The 15,485-nt window shown below is 70.3% G+C and carries 12 protein-coding genes; 8 read left to right on the forward strand and 4 right to left on the reverse strand.

Annotation, left to right across the window (positions count from 1 at the left end; genetic code table 11):
• Nucleotides 1-50 precede the first annotated feature (50 nt).
• Nucleotides 51-860, reverse strand: a complete 810-nt coding sequence (locus AMK10_RS25015) for a hypothetical protein (RefSeq protein WP_198959802.1) — start codon at nucleotides 858-860, stop codon at nucleotides 51-53.
• Between the two features lie 261 nt (nucleotides 861-1,121).
• Here AMK10_RS25015 and AMK10_RS25020 point away from each other — a divergent pair, with 261 nt between their 5' ends.
• From AMK10_RS25020 to cseC, 5 genes are all read left to right on the forward strand, one after another.
• Complete coding sequence (locus AMK10_RS25020; protein ID WP_073750219.1) at nucleotides 1,122-2,024, forward strand: A/G-specific adenine glycosylase; 903 nt, start codon at nucleotides 1,122-1,124, stop codon at nucleotides 2,022-2,024.
• A 180-nt stretch (nucleotides 2,025-2,204) separates the two neighbouring features.
• The gene (locus AMK10_RS25025) at nucleotides 2,205-2,789 is read left to right on the forward strand and encodes a SigE family RNA polymerase sigma factor (RefSeq protein ID WP_073750220.1); all 585 of its coding nucleotides are present in this window, start codon (nucleotides 2,205-2,207) and stop codon (nucleotides 2,787-2,789) included.
• A complete protein-coding gene (locus AMK10_RS25030; RefSeq protein WP_382567856.1) occupies nucleotides 2,777-3,472 on the forward strand; it encodes a hypothetical protein in 696 nt (231 codons plus the stop codon). The genes AMK10_RS25025 and AMK10_RS25030 overlap by 13 nt, the downstream gene beginning before the upstream one ends.
• Nucleotides 3,473-3,483: 11 nt before the next feature.
• On the forward strand, nucleotides 3,484-4,194 hold the full coding sequence (cseB, locus tag AMK10_RS25035; protein ID WP_073750221.1) for a two-component system response regulator CseB: 711 nt from the start codon (nucleotides 3,484-3,486) through the stop codon (nucleotides 4,192-4,194).
• Nucleotides 4,191-5,510, forward strand: a complete 1,320-nt coding sequence (gene cseC, locus AMK10_RS25040) for a two-component system sensor histidine kinase CseC (protein ID WP_073750222.1) — start codon at nucleotides 4,191-4,193, stop codon at nucleotides 5,508-5,510. Before cseB ends, cseC begins: the two co-directional genes overlap by 4 nt.
• An 84-nt stretch (nucleotides 5,511-5,594) precedes the next feature.
• On the opposite strand, the gene AMK10_RS25045 is transcribed toward cseC, so the two are convergent.
• Nucleotides 5,595-7,199 carry an MDR family MFS transporter gene (locus tag AMK10_RS25045; protein ID WP_073750223.1) on the reverse strand — a complete coding sequence of 535 codons (1,605 nt, stop codon included), beginning with the start codon at nucleotides 7,197-7,199 and terminating at the stop codon, nucleotides 5,595-5,597.
• A gap of 136 nt (nucleotides 7,200-7,335) precedes the next feature.
• Between AMK10_RS25045 and AMK10_RS25050 the strand changes: the two genes are divergently transcribed.
• On the forward strand, nucleotides 7,336-7,920 hold the full coding sequence (locus tag AMK10_RS25050) for a TetR/AcrR family transcriptional regulator (RefSeq protein WP_073750224.1): 585 nt from the start codon (nucleotides 7,336-7,338) through the stop codon (nucleotides 7,918-7,920).
• A gap of 17 nt (nucleotides 7,921-7,937) precedes the next feature.
• Here the strand turns inward: AMK10_RS25050 and AMK10_RS25055 are convergent, their stop codons facing one another.
• Nucleotides 7,938-8,639 carry a M23 family metallopeptidase gene (locus AMK10_RS25055; RefSeq protein ID WP_073750225.1) on the reverse strand — a complete coding sequence of 234 codons (702 nt, stop codon included), beginning with the start codon at nucleotides 8,637-8,639 and terminating at the stop codon, nucleotides 7,938-7,940.
• A gap of 453 nt (nucleotides 8,640-9,092) precedes the next feature.
• On the opposite strand from AMK10_RS25055, the gene AMK10_RS25060 reads away from it, so the two are divergent.
• Nucleotides 9,093-9,458: a trypco2 family protein gene (locus tag AMK10_RS25060; protein WP_073750226.1), complete on the forward strand. Its 366-nt coding sequence runs from the start codon at nucleotides 9,093-9,095 to the stop codon at nucleotides 9,456-9,458.
• Nucleotides 9,452-12,703, forward strand: a complete 3,252-nt coding sequence (locus AMK10_RS25065) for a serine protease (RefSeq protein ID WP_073750227.1) — start codon at nucleotides 9,452-9,454, stop codon at nucleotides 12,701-12,703. The genes AMK10_RS25060 and AMK10_RS25065 overlap by 7 nt, the downstream gene beginning before the upstream one ends.
• A gap of 79 nt (nucleotides 12,704-12,782) precedes the next feature.
• On the opposite strand, the gene AMK10_RS25070 is transcribed toward AMK10_RS25065, so the two are convergent.
• Nucleotides 12,783-15,308, reverse strand: coding sequence for an ATP-dependent Clp protease ATP-binding subunit (locus tag AMK10_RS25070; protein ID WP_073750228.1), 2,526 nt, complete (start codon nucleotides 15,306-15,308; stop codon nucleotides 12,783-12,785).
• Nucleotides 15,309-15,485: the final 177 nt, after the last annotated feature.

A 15,485-nucleotide genomic window follows, 5' to 3' on the forward strand; every position in this document is an offset into this window, starting at 1 on the left:
CGGCGCCCGGCCCACCGCACGGGGCGACCCCCGGCACGGAGCCGCCGGCGTCAGTCCTTGGCCAGGACGAACGACGCGCGCTGAACGCTCTCGCCCGGGACCTCGGCCTCCAGCAGATACGTCCCCGGCCCCGCGGTACCCGCCGAGGGCGTCGCGCACTTGGGCGCGCTCTTCTTCCGGTCCCAGTCCACGGTGTGGACCACGGCCGAGTTCGCCGGGATCTTCAGGAAGAGGGAGCCGGCCTTCGGGCAGTCCGCGGAGGACCACAGCTGCTCGTCGTCCTCACCGGCTTCGGTGATCGTGAGCACCGCGCTCTTCGGACCCAGATCGGCCTTGCAGTCGGCGGCCGAGGTGTTCCTGGCGGTCAGCCGGAAGCGCGGCTTGTCGTCGGGGCCGAAGCGGAGATCCGTCTTCAGGGTCAACTGGAGTGCGCCCGGGGTGCAGTTGGGGAGGGAGGAGCCGGCCGGCACCTGCTGCCCACCGCTCGTACCGCCGCTCGTCTCCGCGCCCGCACCCGTCGATCCGGAGCCGCCGGACCCGGCGGTGTCCGAGCCCTCGGCCTCGCCGGAGCCCGAGGTGCCGCCGGTTCCTCCGGTGCCACCGGTTCCGGTGTCCCCCGACTCGTCGCGCCCGCCCGGGGGTTGGCCGACGACCGGGCCCGAGCTCGACGGTCCGGGTGTGATGGACGGCGCGGGTTCCGAGTCCCCCGGCTTCCCGTCGTCCTGTCCGCCGCCGCCGTTGCCGCCGCCGGAGGTGAGTACCCATGCGACCAGCGCCGCGAGCAGCGCGACCACCAGCACCGCTACTGCTCTCCTACGCCAGTAGATGCTGGAGGGAAGCGGACCGACCGGATTGCGCATAGATCCCACGGACCGAACTGTACGAGAGATCCAGGCCAACTCCGGCCCCCAACCCCCGCTCTGATCGACAAGTTTTCCGGATCATCATCACGGCCGGGCCGTTCCCGGGCGCTAACAGCCGCTTTGCACCGGCTCGGAACTCGTCCGCCCCGTACGAAGGGACAGAACGGGTGGCGTTATCACCCCGTGAGCCCTCAGCCGGGGCGACACCCCCGTAGCGTGCGCAACGTCCCCGTCTTCCGTGCCAGGATCGTAGGTGCGATGACTGCCACGACTTCGACACAGACGCCCCCCGCCTCCCTCCATACCCCCGTCATCGGGTGGTTCGAGCAGCACGCCCGCGATCTGCCCTGGCGCCGCCCCGAAGCGGGTGCCTGGGGTGTGATGGTGAGCGAGTTCATGCTGCAGCAGACCCCGGTGAACCGGGTCCTCCCGGTCTACGAGCAGTGGATGGCCCGCTGGCCGCGCCCCGCGGACCTGGCCGCCGACGCACCCGGCGAAGCCGTCCGCGCCTGGGGCCGGCTCGGCTACCCCCGCCGTGCGCTCCGGCTGCACGGGGCCGCGCAGGCGATAACGGAACGCCACGGCGGCGATGTGCCGAGCGAGCACGGCCAGTTGCTCGCACTGCCCGGGATCGGGGAGTACACGGCCGCGGCCGTGGCCTCGTTCGCCTACGGGCAGCGTCATGCCGTGCTCGACACGAACGTCCGCAGGGTGTTCGCCCGGGCGGCGACCGGCATCCAGTACCCGCCGAACGCGACGACCGCGGCCGAGCGCAAGCTCGCCCGCGCGCTGCTCCCCGAGGAGGACGGGACGGCCGCCCGCTGGGCGGCGGCCACGATGGAACTCGGCGCACTGGTGTGCACCGCGAAGAACGAGGACTGCACGCGCTGCCCGATCGCCGGACAGTGCGCCTGGCGGCTGGCGGGGAAGCCCGCCCACCAAGGCCCGCCGCGCCGCGGCCAGGCCTACGCCGGAACGGACCGGCAGGTCCGGGGCCGGCTGCTGGCGGTGCTGCGCGACGCGGTCACCCCGGTGCCGCAGTCCGCGCTGGACGCGGTGTGGGAGGAGCCCGTGCAGCGGGCCCGCGCCCTGGACGGGCTCGTCGCCGACGGACTCGTCGAGCCTCTGGCGAACGGCCGGTACCGGCTGCCGCTGACCTGACCTCGCACGACGGACCGGCTGTCCAGCGGCTGTTACACAACCGATGGACAGCCGTGCGTCCGCGTACGGCTGCTCCGCACAGCCTCGTGACAACGCCTCCGTAACGTCATCGGACGTCGGCGAAGGGACCACCCGCCGGCAGCGGCACGACGGGGATCCACGGGGGCGGAGGCGGTTGTGATGGCGCAGGGCGAGGTGCTCGCATTCGAGGAGTACGTGCGTACCAGGCAGGACGCGCTGCTGCGCAGCGCACGCCGGCTGGTTCCCGACCCCGTGGACGCGCAGGACCTGCTGCAGACCGCGCTGGTCCGCACCCTCGGCCGCTGGGACGGCATCGAGGACAAGTCGCTCGCCGACGCCTATCTGCGCCGCGTCATGATCAACACGCGCACGGAGTGGTGGCGGGCCCGCAAGCTCGACGAGGTCCCCACCGACCAGCTCCCCGACGCGAGCGTCGACGACGGTGCCGAGCAGCGCGCCGACCGCGCCCTGCTCATGGACGTCCTCGGCGTGCTGGCTCCGAAGCAGCGCAGCGTCGTCGTGCTGCGACACTGGGAGCAGATGAGCACGGAGGAGACGGCCGCGGCGCTCGGGATGTCGGCCGGTACGGTGAAGAGCACGCTGCACCGCGCCCTGGCACGACTGCGCCAGGAGCTGGAGGACCGTGCGGCCCGGAGCCGTGCGGCCGAGGGGGCACCGGCGCGGATACCCGCACAGCCGGACGGGCGTCATGACGAGCGGGGGCGGGAGCGGTGCGCGGCCTGACAGGCGGTGGGGGCGGCACGGCGGCCGGTCACGGGAGACTCGGGGCCGGTCTGGCGGCGGGGAGCACGGCACTGGCCGGGCTCGCCGCCTTCGGGCTGTTCTGCTCCGGCTGTTCCACGGGAGGCACGGGCACGCGCGACGAGGGGCCCGCGGGGACCCAGCAGGTGGTGCGGGCGACGCCGTCGAGCGCCGCGGCCACCGGCACCGCGCGACCGGCCCCCCGGGTGGACGCCGTGGCGCTCGTGAAGTCCGATCCGAAGGCGGACCGAGCCCTCAAGGCCGGTCTGAAGCCCTGCGCGGGCGACGAGTACCCGGTCGACACCTCGTACGGCACGCTCACGGGCGGCCCCTCGGCCGATGTCGTGGTCAACGTGATGACCTGCGGTGATTCGGTGGGGGTCGGCACCTATGTCTACCGGCGGGACGCCGACGGCTCGTACGCGAACGTCTTCGCCGCCGAGGTGCCCGCGGTCTACGGGACGATCGACCGGGGCGACCTGGTGGTGACGACCCAGGTGTACGGCTCGAAGGACTCGGTGGCGTACCCCTCGGGCGAGGACGTCGTCACCTACCACTGGGCCTCCGGCCGCTTCAGCGAGACCGACCGGGTGCACAACGAATTCAACCGGGCCGTCGGCAGCGGGGAGGGCGCACTCCCCGCACCGCAGACGACACAGAACTGAGAGCCGTTCGCATGGCCGAGACCCATGTCCTCTTCGTCGAGGACGACGACGTCATCCGCGAGGCCACCCAGCTCGCACTGGAGCGGGTCGGCTTCACGGTCACCGCGGTGCCCGACGGCCTGCTGGGCCTGGAGGCCTTCCGGGCGGACCGCCCGGACATCGCGCTGCTGGACGTGATGGTGCCCGGGCTCGACGGCGTCAGTCTGTGCCGGCGCATCCGGGACGAGTCCACGGTGCCGGTGATCATGCTGTCGGCGCGGGCCGACGCGATCGACGTGGTGCTCGGCCTGGAGGCGGGGGCCGACGACTACGTGACCAAGCCGTTCGACGGGGCCGTGCTCGTCGCCCGTATCCGCGCCGTGCTGCGGCGCTTCGGCCACGCGGCCGGGGCCGGCGGTCAGAGAGACGGGGGCGCCGGGGCGGGGGCCGGCGCGGACGGGGTGCTGGTGTTCGGCGACGTCGAGATCGACACCGAGGGCATGGAGGTGCGCAGGAGCGGCGCGCACGTGGGCCTTACGCCCACGGAGATGCGGCTGCTGCTGGAGTTCTCCGCGGCGCCCGGCACCGTGCTCTCCCGGGACCGGCTCCTGGAGCGGGTCTGGGACTACGGCTGGGGCGGGGACACCCGTGTCGTCGACGTCCATGTGCAGCGTCTGCGGACCAAGATCGGGCAGGACCGGATCGAGACGGTCCGCGGCTTCGGCTACAAGCTGCGCGCATGAGGCGGCTGGCGCTGCGGACCGGGGTCCGCTGGAAGATCAGCATCGCGATCGCCGCGGTCGGCGCGCTCATCGCGCTGGCGCTGAGCCTCGTCGTCCACAACGCCGCCCGGGTCTCGATGCTGGAGAACGCCCGCGAGGTGCAGCTGGAGCGGCTGCTCTTCGCCCAGCGGCTGTACGAGGCGACGAGCACCCAGAAGCCGTCGCCGAAGTTCGGCTCCAAGATCAACGACCCTTCGCTGCCGAGGAGCCTGCGCGAGCAGATACGGGACAACCGGCGGGCGACCCACGTCGACGAGTACGACGACGGGGTGCCCGATGTCTGGGCGGCCGTACCGCTGGCCAACGGCGACATCCTCTCCCTCCACACCCGCTTCGCCGACCGCAGCGCCACGATCATGGGCGACCTCGACCGGGCGCTGGTCATCGGCTCGGTCTCGGTCGTCTTCGGCGGCTGCGCGCTGGGCGTCCTGATCGGCGGCCAGCTCTCCCGGAGGCTGCGCAAGGCCGCGGCGGCGGCCGGCAAGGTCGCGCAGGGCAACACGGAGGTGCGCGTGCGCGAGGCCGTCGGCGGTGTCGTACGGGACGAGACCGATGAGCTGGCGCGGGCCGTGGACGCGCTGACCGACGCGCTGAACGAGCGGATCGAGGCGGAGCGCCGGGTCACGGCCGACATCGCGCACGAGCTGCGCACCCCGGTGACCGGGCTGCTCACGGCGGCCGAGCTGCTGCCGCCGGGGCGGCCGACGGAGCTCGTCAGGGACCGGGCCCAGGCGATGCGGACCCTGGTCGAGGACGTCCTGGAGGTGGCCAGGCTGGACAGCGCGTCGGAGCGGGCCGAGCTCCAGGAGCTGGCCCTCGGCGAGTTCGTCGGCCGCCGGGTCAGGCTGCTGGATCCGGAGATCACGGTGCGGGTGGCTCACGAGTCCTGGGTGTCCACCGATCCGCGGCGGCTGGAACGCATCCTGGGCAATCTGCTGGGCAACGCCGCCAAGCACGGGGCGGGGCCGGTCGAGGTCACGGTCGAAGGCCGGGTGGTACGGGTCCGCGATCACGGGCCGGGCTTCCCCGAGGCGCTGCTGCGAGAAGGGCCGAGCAGATTCCGTACCGGCAGCAGTGACCGCTCGGTGCGGGGGCACGGTCTGGGGCTCACCATCGCCACAGGGCAGGCGCGGGTCCTGGGCGCCCGGCTGACCTTCCGCAACGCGGGGCCGGCCGGGGGCGCCGAGGGCGGGGCGGTCGCCGTGCTGTGGCTGCCCGAGCACGCGCCGACGAGCACCGGAAGCTTCCCGGTGCTGCGACAGGCGGACCTGGGCTGAGCCTGCGCACGCGTCGGGGCCCCGGAGGCGAGTCGCCTCCGGGGCCCCGACGCGTGTGGTGCGGCCCGCTCGCGTGCGGTCTGCTCAGGCGTTCTGCGACGCCTTGGCCGGCTCGGTCCCCACGGCGGGAACGGCGTCGGCGGGACCTGCGGGTCCGTCCGAGGACGCCTCCGGCTTCCCCGCGCCCCGCAGCGGGACCTCCTTGACGAACACCGACGCGATCAGGGCGGTCACCGCGACCGCGCCGCCGACCAGGAAGGCGATGTGCGTCCCGGAGGCTACGGCGTACTCGTACGCCTCACGCACCGCGTCCGGGAGCTTCGCCAGGCTCGACGCGTCCAGCTGCGCGGACCGGTCCGTCGCCCCGCCGCCGCCGCGCGCCGTCATCTCGTCCTGCACCCGTCCGTTGAACAGGGCGCCCATGATCGCGACACCGAAGGAGCTGCCGAGCGTGCGGAAGAGAGTGGTGGCGGACGAGGCGACACCCATGTCCTTGAGTTCGACGCTGTTCTGCGCGACGAGCATCGTGATCTGCATCAGGAAGCCCATGCCCGCGCCGAGCACCGCCATGTGGACACCGGAGGTGAGGCGCGTGGTGCCGGTGTCCATGGTGGAGAGCAGGAACAGCCCGGTGACCATCAGGGCGCTGCCGACGATCGGGAAGATCCGGTACTTGCCGGTGCTGGTGGTGACCCGGCCCGCGATCAGCGATACGACCATCATCGAGAGCAGCATCGGCAGGAGCAGCAGCCCGGAGTTGGTCGCGGACGCCCCCTGGACCGACTGCTGGTAGAGCGGGAGGAAGAGCACCGCTCCGAACATCACGAAGCCGGCCATGAAGCCGATCACCGACATGAGGGTGAAGTTGCGGCTGCGGAAGATGTGCAGCGGCATGATCGGTTCGGCGGCCTTCGTCTCGACGAAGAGGAAGCCGACGAGGGAGGCGACGCCGAGGGCGATCAGCTCCATGATCACGGCGGAGCTCCAGGCGTACTCCGTACCGCCCCAGGTAGTGACCAGGACGATCGCGGTGATGCCCACGGTGAGGAGCGCGGCGCCCAGGTAGTCGACCTTGGCCTTCGACCGCTCCGTGGGGGGCAGGTGCAGCACGGCGGTGACCATGGCGAGCGCGATCACGCCGAGCGGGAGGTTGATGTAGAAGCTCCAGCGCCAGCCCAGGTGGTCGGTGATGACGCCGCCGACCAGAGGTCCGCCGATCATGGCGATCGCCATGACGCCGGCCATCATGCCCTGGTACCTGCCGCGCTCCCGGGGCGGAACCAGGGCGCCGATGATCGACATCACGCCGACCATCAGACCGCCGGCGCCGAGGCCCTGGACGGCGCGGAAGCCGATCAGCTGGCTCATGTCCTGGGCCATGCCGCTCAGCACGGAGCCGACCAGGAAGATCACGATGGACGTGAGGAACACGCCCTTGCGTCCGTAGAGGTCGCCGAGCTTGCCCCAGATGGGGGTGGAGGCCGCGGTGGCCAGGGTGTAGGCGGTGACCACCCAGGACAGGTGTTCCATGCCGCCCAGGTCACCCACGATCGTCGGCATCGCGGTGCCGACGATCAGGTTGTCGAGCATGGCCAGCAGCATCGTGATCATCAGGGCGAGAACCACCACCCTGACGCTGCGTGCCGGCGGTTCGGCCGGCTGGTCCGCCGCCTTCTTGAGCTCTGCCATGTCCTTCTCCCCTGATCCCCTGATCGCGCCATCTGCCACCGACCCGACACTTACTTGCCGCCCGGCTAGTTGACTACACTGAGGGAAGCTAGACCTGTAACTAGCCGGTCGTCAAGTAAGTTTGTGGGAGAGTCGCATGGGCAGCACGTCTCAGCCTCGTCGGGGCAACACCCGCCAGCGCATTCAGGACGTGGCCCTGGAGCTCTTCGCCGAGCAGGGATACGAGAAGACCTCGCTCCGCGAGATCGCCGAACAGCTGCAGGTCACCAAGGCCGCGCTGTACTACCACTTCAAGACGAAGGAAGACATCCTCGTCAGCATCTTCGAGGACCTGAACCGGCCGATCGAGGAGCTCCTGGAGTGGGGCAGGGGGCAGCCGCGCACCCTGGAGACGAAGAAGCAGATCCTGATCCGCTACAGCGAGGCGCTCAAGGCCGCCCAGCCGCTCTTCGTCTTCATGCAGGAGAACCAGGCGGCGGTGCGCGAGCTGAGCATCGGCCGCACCATCAAGCACCGGGCCATCTCACTGGTCGACCTGATCAAGGACCCCGACGCCGCGCTGACCGACCAGGTGCGGTGCTTCAGCGCGCTCTTCACGATGCACGCCGGGATGATGGCCCTCAGAGACGCCGAAGGCGACCCCGAGGAGAAGCGCAAGGCTGCTCTCGAGGTCGCCATCGAGCTGGTGACCAGGGCCCATGACCACGGGCCCGCCGCTTAGCGGCCGGACGGTGTCCGTCAGATGTGGACGTGCACGGAGTTCAGGTACGAGACCGGGTTGATCGCCGAGCCGTAGTTCGGGGTCGTCCGGATCTCGAAGTGCAGGTGCGGGCCGCTGGAGTTACCGGTGTTGCCGGACAGGCCGATCTTCTCGCCCGTCTTCACACGGTCGCCGATCTTCACGTCGATCTTCGACAGGTGCGCGTACTGCGAGTACTTGCCGTTGGCGTGCTTGATCACGATGGCGTTGCCGTACGCGGGACCGTCGCCGCCGCCGTTCGGGCCGGCCTTGACGACCCGGCCGGTGTGGGCGGCCTCGACCTTGGTGCCGATCGGCACCGCGAAGTCCTGGCCGGAGTGCTTGCTGGCCCAGCGGTCGCCGCCGGTGCCGTAGGTGGCACTCAGGACGTACTTGTTGACCGGGGCCTCCCAGGCGGCCTTCTTCTTCGCAGCGGCCTTCTTCTTGGCAGCGGCCTTCTTCTTCGCCTCGGCCTTGTCCGCCTTCGCCTTCTCGGCGGCCTTGCCCTGGGCGGTCGCCTGCTGGGCGACGGAGCCCGCGGTGGTCGCACCGGCGAGGGCGGCGGTGTCCGACGTGCCGGACGCGAACGCCGCGCCCGCACCGAACACCATCGACGCACCCAGGCCTGCGGCCACGACGGCGCCGGTGACGCGGGGCATGGACGGGCGGCGGGAGTGCTGGAACGTAACGCGCTTCGACATACGGGGAGAACCTCCGGGGTGAATGGACCCGGCGCTCGGACCGGGCTTGCTCCACCTTGGTAACCCGCACCCCCAACAACACTCAAACCCCCCATCTACGATCAAAAGCCGTAGTCGAGGGGCCGGGAATTCGCCGCAGCCACCGGCCGGGCGGCGGCGGACGATCTTCCCGATTATTTTCGCGAACCGGGTTTAACCCCAGTTCCAAAGGCATCCTTCCCGGACACAGGCCATCAAGACGGGCATTTCAGCTCAAACGCCGAAAGCCTCATGGCCGGGGGGCCGAAGGTCCCTCCGCCCCTCACCGCCTCTTCTCCTATGGCGCCTAGTAGGCCCGAAACGGCCTGTGCGCCTTGTCACCGCCGGTGGGCCGGAAGCCTGTCCGTTTCGGGACCTTCGGCCCCCGGGGCTGACTACGCTGTCGGGCACCTGCTCAGCACCCCGGGGGAAGAGATGGCTGACGACAACACCCACGGCCTGGACGGAATCGAGCTCGCCGACGCCGTCGAGTCGATCCGCAACCAGCTCATCGACGCGGCGACCCGCGCCACCGGCAGGCCCGTGGCCTTCTCCGTCGGGGACATCCAGATGGAGTTCACCCTCGAACTCCGCAGGGAGCTCAAGGCGGGCGGCAAGGTGAAGGCCTGGGTCGTCGAGGCGGGCGGCGACACCTCGCGGTCCACCGGCCGCACGCACAAGGTCGGCTTCACCCTGACCCCCCGCAACGCCGTGACCGGGGAGGCCTGGGAGATCGGCGACGAGGAGGCCGGCAGCACCGGCCACTTCGGTGACGGCGACGGCACGACCGGCGGGTGGTGAGCCTCCTCCAGCCGGCCGACCGCACGGTGGTGGTCTCCGGCGCCCTTCAGGGCAGCGGGGTCCTGCTCACCGACCGGCTGGTGCTGACCTGCGCCCATGTGGTCAAGAGGGGCAGCCGGTGCTACCTCGCCCACCCCGCACTGAGCTCCCGTCTCGCGGCGTCCGTCGTCTGGATCGACCACGACCTCGACGCCGCCCTGCTCCAGACCGGAGTGCCGGTGATCGAGGCGGATCCCGTGCGGCTCGGCCTGGTGGACACCCGGCAGGCCATCTACGGCTGCGAGATCACCGGCTTCCCGCGCATCCAGCGTTACGGCGCCGAGAAGCGCGCGGAAGCCGACCAGTACACCGCGACCGTCCTGCCCATGGCGGGGCGGCTGCGCCGACTGCTGGTCTGCGACCTCGACCAGCCGCCCCCCGTACGGCCCGACGAGGAGCCCTCCGTACTCTCCGGCCTCTCAGGCGGTCCGGTGTTCGCGGGAGACGTCCTGCTCGGCATAGCCCGTCAGGCGCCGATGCAGCGCGGCGGCAGACGGGTCGAGTGCGTCCCGCTCGGCCCCGTACTGAGCGCGACGGCGTTCCGCCTCGTCTACGAGCAGACCGGCCCCCGGCTCCGCCACGAGAGCGTCCGGGGCCACTTCCCCGAGGATCTGCGGTACGAGGAGGGCTACGCGACCTCCGTCGGTGCCGCGTACCGGCGTACGAAGATCTTCGGCCTCGACGAGCTGGGACGGCACGACTCGGAATGGGACCTGGACACGGCCTATCTGAGCCTGGAGGCCCAGCCCCGGTCCCACTCCCCCTTGCTCCCGCCCTCGGGGCCCCAGCGTGTGGACGCGCTCCTGGCCGACCGGCGCCGGGTCCTGCTCCGGGGCGACGCGGGCGCGGGGAAGACCACACTGCTGTGGTGGCTGGCCGCCCACACCTCGGCCCGCACCCTGAGCGACGCGCTGGAGCCGCTGAACGGCCTGGTCCCCTTCGTCGTCCCGCTGCGGACCCTGCGGGCCCGGGGCAGCGAGTTCCCTGGGCCCGCCCAGCTGTCCGGGGCGGCCGGACTGGTGGTCGACCGGGCCCCCGACGGCTGGGCGGGCCGGGTGCTGGAGTCGGGCAGGGCGCTGCTCCTGGTCGACGGCCTCGACGAGGTGCCGCCCGAGGAACGCGAACAGGCCCACGCCTGGCTGTCCCAGTTCCTGCTGCGCTATCCGGACACCCGCTGCGTCGCCACCGTCCGCCCCCTGGCGGTCGAGCCGGACTGGCTCGGCTCCGAGGGCTTCGAGGAGCTGCGGCTGCTGCCGATGCGGAACGAGGACATCCAGTCCTTCGTGGCGTCGTGGCACCGGGCGGCGCGGCTGGTCGAGGACGAAGAGGACCACGAGAGGCTGGGCGAGCTGGAACAGGACCTCTCCCGCCAGTTCGCCCAGAACTCAACCCTCCGTGACCTCGCTAGGACCCCCCTGCTCTGTGCGGTGATCTGCGCCCTGCACCGCCGCCGCGAGGGCTTCCTGCCGGAGACCCGCTGGCAGCTGTACCGCTCGGCGCTGGAGATGCTGCTGGGCAACCGCGACCGCCGGCGCCGGATCGAGCGCCCCGAGGGCATCGTGATGGACATCGAGGAGCACACTCAGCTCCTCCAGCGCATCGCCGTGTGGCTGGTGCGCGAGGGCCAGTCGGAGTTCACCCGCGAGCAGGCGCTGCGGCAGCTGGACCGGGCCCTTCCCGGGATGGGACGGGTCAGCGCACAGGGCTCGGCCGACAAGATCCTCACGCATCTCCTCAACCGCAGCGGCCTCCTCCAGGAGCACACCGACGACACCTACCAGTTCGCCCACCGCACCTTCCAGGACTTCCTCGCCGCGAAGGAGCTCGTCGAGGACGACCACCTCGGGGAACTGCTCAGGCACACGGGCGAGGAACAGTGGCAGGACGTGATCCTGCTGGCGGCCGGGCACTGCGGGCGCAGGGAGCTTCCCGTGCTGGTGGAGGGGCTGCTGGACGCGGGGCTCACGCACGAGAAGGGTTCCCAGGCGCGAACGGACATCCATGTGCTCGCGGCGCTGTGCGAACAGCACGCCACCTGGCTCGACGAGGCGGTACGGGAGCGGGTGCGGGAGAGCACGGCGGCATTGTTCCCGCCAGCCGACAACGAGAAGGTGTCCGCTTTGGCCCGCCTCGGGACAGCTGCCCTGGCGTTCCTCCCCAACCCGCAGAGCGTGACGTCCAACGCCCCGGCCACCGCCGCAACGGGGGCCCTGATCGGTTCCATCGGTGGGGCCGAGGCCCTTCCCCACGCTCGGGCCTGGGCCCTTGAGCACCCCAGCCTTGGCGCGAGTTTCGTCATCCACTGGCAGAACTTCCCCGCCCAGCCCTATGCGAAGGATGTGCTGGCCCACTGCGACCTGCTGGTTGCCCTGGTCACGGTGGACGACTCGGAGTATCTGCGTGCGCTGCGGCACGTGCCATCCGTCACCGGCCTACTACTGACGGGTGACGCACCCGATGCGGAATTCCAGAAGGCCCTGGGGAACCGGCCACTGACGTTCCTCACCTTGCAGGGCAATCCCTCGGCCTCGGATCTTTCCTGGCTGGGCGGCTCGGCCTCGTCCCTGTCGTATCTGCGCCTCGACGGATGTCCGGCGGTGCAGGACCTCGCTCCCCTCACGGAGCTCTCAGCTCTGATACTCCTGGAACTGGACGCCTCGCATCTGCCGCCCGAGCGCCTCGCCCCACTGGCACACCTGACCGGCCTGACCCACCTGACCTTGACGGGGCTCGCCATCGACCGGCTGAGCGAACTGCCGGATCTCCCGTCGATCACCTCTCTCACCATCGAGTGCCGGCGGCCTCTCGCCCTCGACGGTCTGGACGGGTGGCCATCACTCGACAAACTCGAAGTCTCGGAAATCGCCGCCTTCGAGGAGGCACTCGCCGCGCTCCGGGCCCACCCTCACGTCCAGAGGGTCACGTTCAACGCTTTCCCCTGGCCAAGCGGGCAGGAGCCCGTGCCCTCCATCACGGACCTGACTGTCCACGTCCCGCCGCCGGACAGGGGCCTGGCACTCCTGCGGCCCCTGTTCCCCTCACTCACCCGGCTCGCCCTCAAAGCCTCCGCGTACTCCGGCACCCTTGACCTCACACCGCTGCACTCCTGGCCCGACCTTCAGGTGGCGGTGTCGGGACGGGAGCGCCACGATCCCCTGCTGGTCGGCGCCGAGGAACTGGGAGACCGGATCACCATCGACCGGTGACGAGCGCACGGAAAAGGGGCTGCCCCGGACCGAAACCGGTCCGGGGCAGCCCCTTCGACGCTCAGGCGCTACGCGCGCCTCACGCTTCCTTCGACAGGTTCGGGCCGCCGCCCGCAGCCTGCTCGATCGGCGGGACGTCGGGCAGCGCCGACTTCTCCTCGCCGCGGAACGAGAACTTCTTCTCGTCCCCTTCGCCCTCGGTGCCCACGACCACGATGTGACCGGGACGCAGCTCACCGAAGAGGATCTTCTCGGAGAGGATGTCCTCGATCTCGCGCTGGATCGTCCGGCGCAGCGGCCGGGCGCCCATCACGGGGTCATAGCCCTTCTTCGCCAGGAGCGACTTGGCCTCGGCACTGAGCTCGATGCCCATGTCGCGGTCCTTGAGGCGCTCGTCCACCTTGGCGATCATCAGGTCGACGATCTGGATGATGTCTTCCTCGGTGAGCTGGTGGAAGACGACCGTGTCGTCGACACGGTTGAGGAACTCGGGCCGGAAGTGCTGCTTGAGCTCTTCGTTGACCTTGACCTTCATCCGCTCGTAGTTCGTCTTGACGTCGCCCTGGGCGGCGAAGCCCAGGTTGAAGCCCTTGGAGATGTCCCGGGTCCCGAGGTTGGTCGTCATGATGATGACCGTGTTCTTGAAGTCCACGACCCGGCCCTGGGAGTCGGTCAGACGACCGTCCTCCAGAATCTGGAGCAGGGAATTGAAGATATCGGGGTGGGCCTTCTCGACCTCGTCGAAGAGAACGACGGAGAACGGCTTGCGGCGCACCTTCTCGGTGAGCTGGCCACCCTCTTCGTAACCCACGTAACCGGGGGGCGAACCGAAGAGGCGGGAAACCGTGTGCTTCTCGCTGAACTCCGACATGTCGAGGGAGATCAGCGCGTCCTCGTCGCCGAAGAGGAATTCGGCGAGCGTCTTGGAGAGCTCCGTCTTACCGACACCGGACGGGCCGGCGAAGATGAACGAGCCACCGGGGCGCTTCGGGTCCTTCAGACCGGCTCGCGTACGGCGGATCGCCTGCGAGAGGGCCTTGATGGCGTCCTTCTGCCCGATGACGCGCTTGTGGAGCTCGTCCTCCATGCGCAGCAGACGCGAGGACTCCTCCTCGGTCAGCTTGAAGACCGGGATACCGGTGGCGGTGGCCAGGACCTCGGCGATGAGCTCGCCGTCGACCTCGGCGACGACGTCCATGTCGCCGGCCTTCCACTCCTTCTCCCGCTTGGCCTTCGCCGCCAGCAGCTGCTTCTCCTTGTCGCGGAGCGAAGCTGCCTTCTCGAAGTCCTGGGAGTCGATGGCCGACTCCTTGTCGCGGCGGACACCCGCGATCTTCTCGTCGAACTCGCGGAGGTCCGGCGGCGCGGTCATCCGGCGGATGCGCATCCGGGAACCGGCCTCGTCGATCAGGTCGATCGCCTTGTCCGGGAGGAAGCGGTCCGAGATGTAGCGGTCGGCCAGGGTGGCGGCCTGGACCAGCGCCTCGTCCGTGATGGAGACCCTGTGGTGGGCCTCGTAACGGTCGCGCAGACCCTTGAGGATCTCGATGGTGTGCGGCAGCGACGGCTCCGCGACCTGGATGGGCTGGAAGCGGCGCTCGAGCGCGGCGTCCTTCTCCAGGTGCTTGCGGTACTCGTCGAGCGTCGTGGCACCGATGGTCTGGAGCTCGCCCCGGGCCAGCATGGGCTTGAGGATGCTCGCCGCGTCGATCGCGCCCTCGGCGGCGCCCGCACCCACCAGGGTGTGGAGCTCGTCGATGAACAGGATGATGTCGCCGCGGGTGCGGATCTCCTTGAGGACCTTCTTCAGGCGCTCCTCGAAGTCGCCTCGGTAGCGGGAACCCGCCACCAGGGCACCGAGGTCCAGGGTGTAGAGGTGCTTGTCCTTGAGGGTCTCGGGCACCTCGCCCTTGACGATGGCCTGCGCCAGACCCTCGACGACCGCCGTCTTGCCGACGCCGGGCTCGCCGATGAGGACCGGGTTGTTCTTCGTACGGCGGGAGAGCACCTGCATGACCCGCTCGATCTCCTTCTCGCGCCCGATGACCGGGTCGAGCTTGGATTCGCGAGCGGCCTGGGTGAGATTCCGGCCGAACTGGTCGAGCACCAGGGACGTCGAGGGCGTGCCCTCGGCGGGGCCGCCCGCTGTGGCGGCCTCCTTGCCTCCCGAGTACCCGGAGAGCAGCTGGATGACCTGCTGCCGCACCCGGTTCAGGTCGGCGCCCAGCTTCACGAGGACCTGGGCCGCGACGCCCTCGCCCTCGCGGATCAGGCCGAGCAGGATGTGCTCCGTGCCGATGTAGTTGTGGCCGAGCTGAAGGGCTTCGCGGAGCGACAGCTCCAGAACCTTCTTGGCCCGGGGTGTGAAGGGGATGTGCCCGGACGGGGCCTGCTGGCCCTGGCCGATGATCTCCTCCACCTGCTGGCGGACCGCCTCGAGCGAAATCCCGAGGCTCTCCAGGGCCTTAGCGGCGACACCCTCACCCTCGTGGATCAGGCCCAGGAGGATGTGCTCGGTGCCGATGTAGTTGTGGTTGAGCATCCGGGCTTCTTCCTGAGCCAGGACGACAACCCGCCGCGCGCGGTCGGTGAACCTCTCGAACATCGTTAATCGCTCCTCAGAGCGGTCAGGCAGTAAGGGGTCGGTCCCCTCCCTGTCCTTCCGCAGCTTAGTCCCGCAAGCGGGGACCGCTCATTTCAACTGCCGACACCCGGCCTTGCTACCTGGCGGATGCCCCGCCACGAACGCCGACAACTGCTCCAACCCGATGGTGCGAGACGA

This window comes from Streptomyces sp. CB02058, assembly GCF_001905505.1.
Taxonomy (GTDB): Bacteria; Actinomycetota; Actinomycetes; order Streptomycetales; family Streptomycetaceae; genus Streptomyces.

What these genes read in the sequence shown, in the direction of transcription:
- AMK10_RS25045 (WP_073750223.1), bottom strand. Translation starts at nt 7,199, where the DNA reads ATGGCAGAGCTCAAGAAGGCGGCGGACCAGCCGGCCGAACCGCCGGCA.
- AMK10_RS25055 (WP_073750225.1), bottom strand. Translation starts at nt 8,639, where the DNA reads ATGTCGAAGCGCGTTACGTTCCAGCACTCCCGCCGCCCGTCCATGCCC.
- AMK10_RS25060 (WP_073750226.1), top strand. Translation starts at nt 9,093, where the DNA reads ATGGCTGACGACAACACCCACGGCCTGGACGGAATCGAGCTCGCCGAC.
- cseB (WP_073750221.1), top strand. Translation starts at nt 3,484, where the DNA reads ATGGCCGAGACCCATGTCCTCTTCGTCGAGGACGACGACGTCATCCGC.
- AMK10_RS25070 (WP_073750228.1), bottom strand. Translation starts at nt 15,308, where the DNA reads ATGTTCGAGAGGTTCACCGACCGCGCGCGGCGGGTTGTCGTCCTGGCT.
- cseC (WP_073750222.1), top strand. Translation starts at nt 4,191, where the DNA reads ATGAGGCGGCTGGCGCTGCGGACCGGGGTCCGCTGGAAGATCAGCATC.
- AMK10_RS25020 (WP_073750219.1), top strand. Translation starts at nt 1,122, where the DNA reads ATGACTGCCACGACTTCGACACAGACGCCCCCCGCCTCCCTCCATACC.
- AMK10_RS25050 (WP_073750224.1), top strand. Translation starts at nt 7,336, where the DNA reads ATGGGCAGCACGTCTCAGCCTCGTCGGGGCAACACCCGCCAGCGCATT.
- AMK10_RS25025 (WP_073750220.1), top strand. Translation starts at nt 2,205, where the DNA reads ATGGCGCAGGGCGAGGTGCTCGCATTCGAGGAGTACGTGCGTACCAGG.
- AMK10_RS25015 (WP_198959802.1), bottom strand. Translation starts at nt 860, where the DNA reads ATGCGCAATCCGGTCGGTCCGCTTCCCTCCAGCATCTACTGGCGTAGG.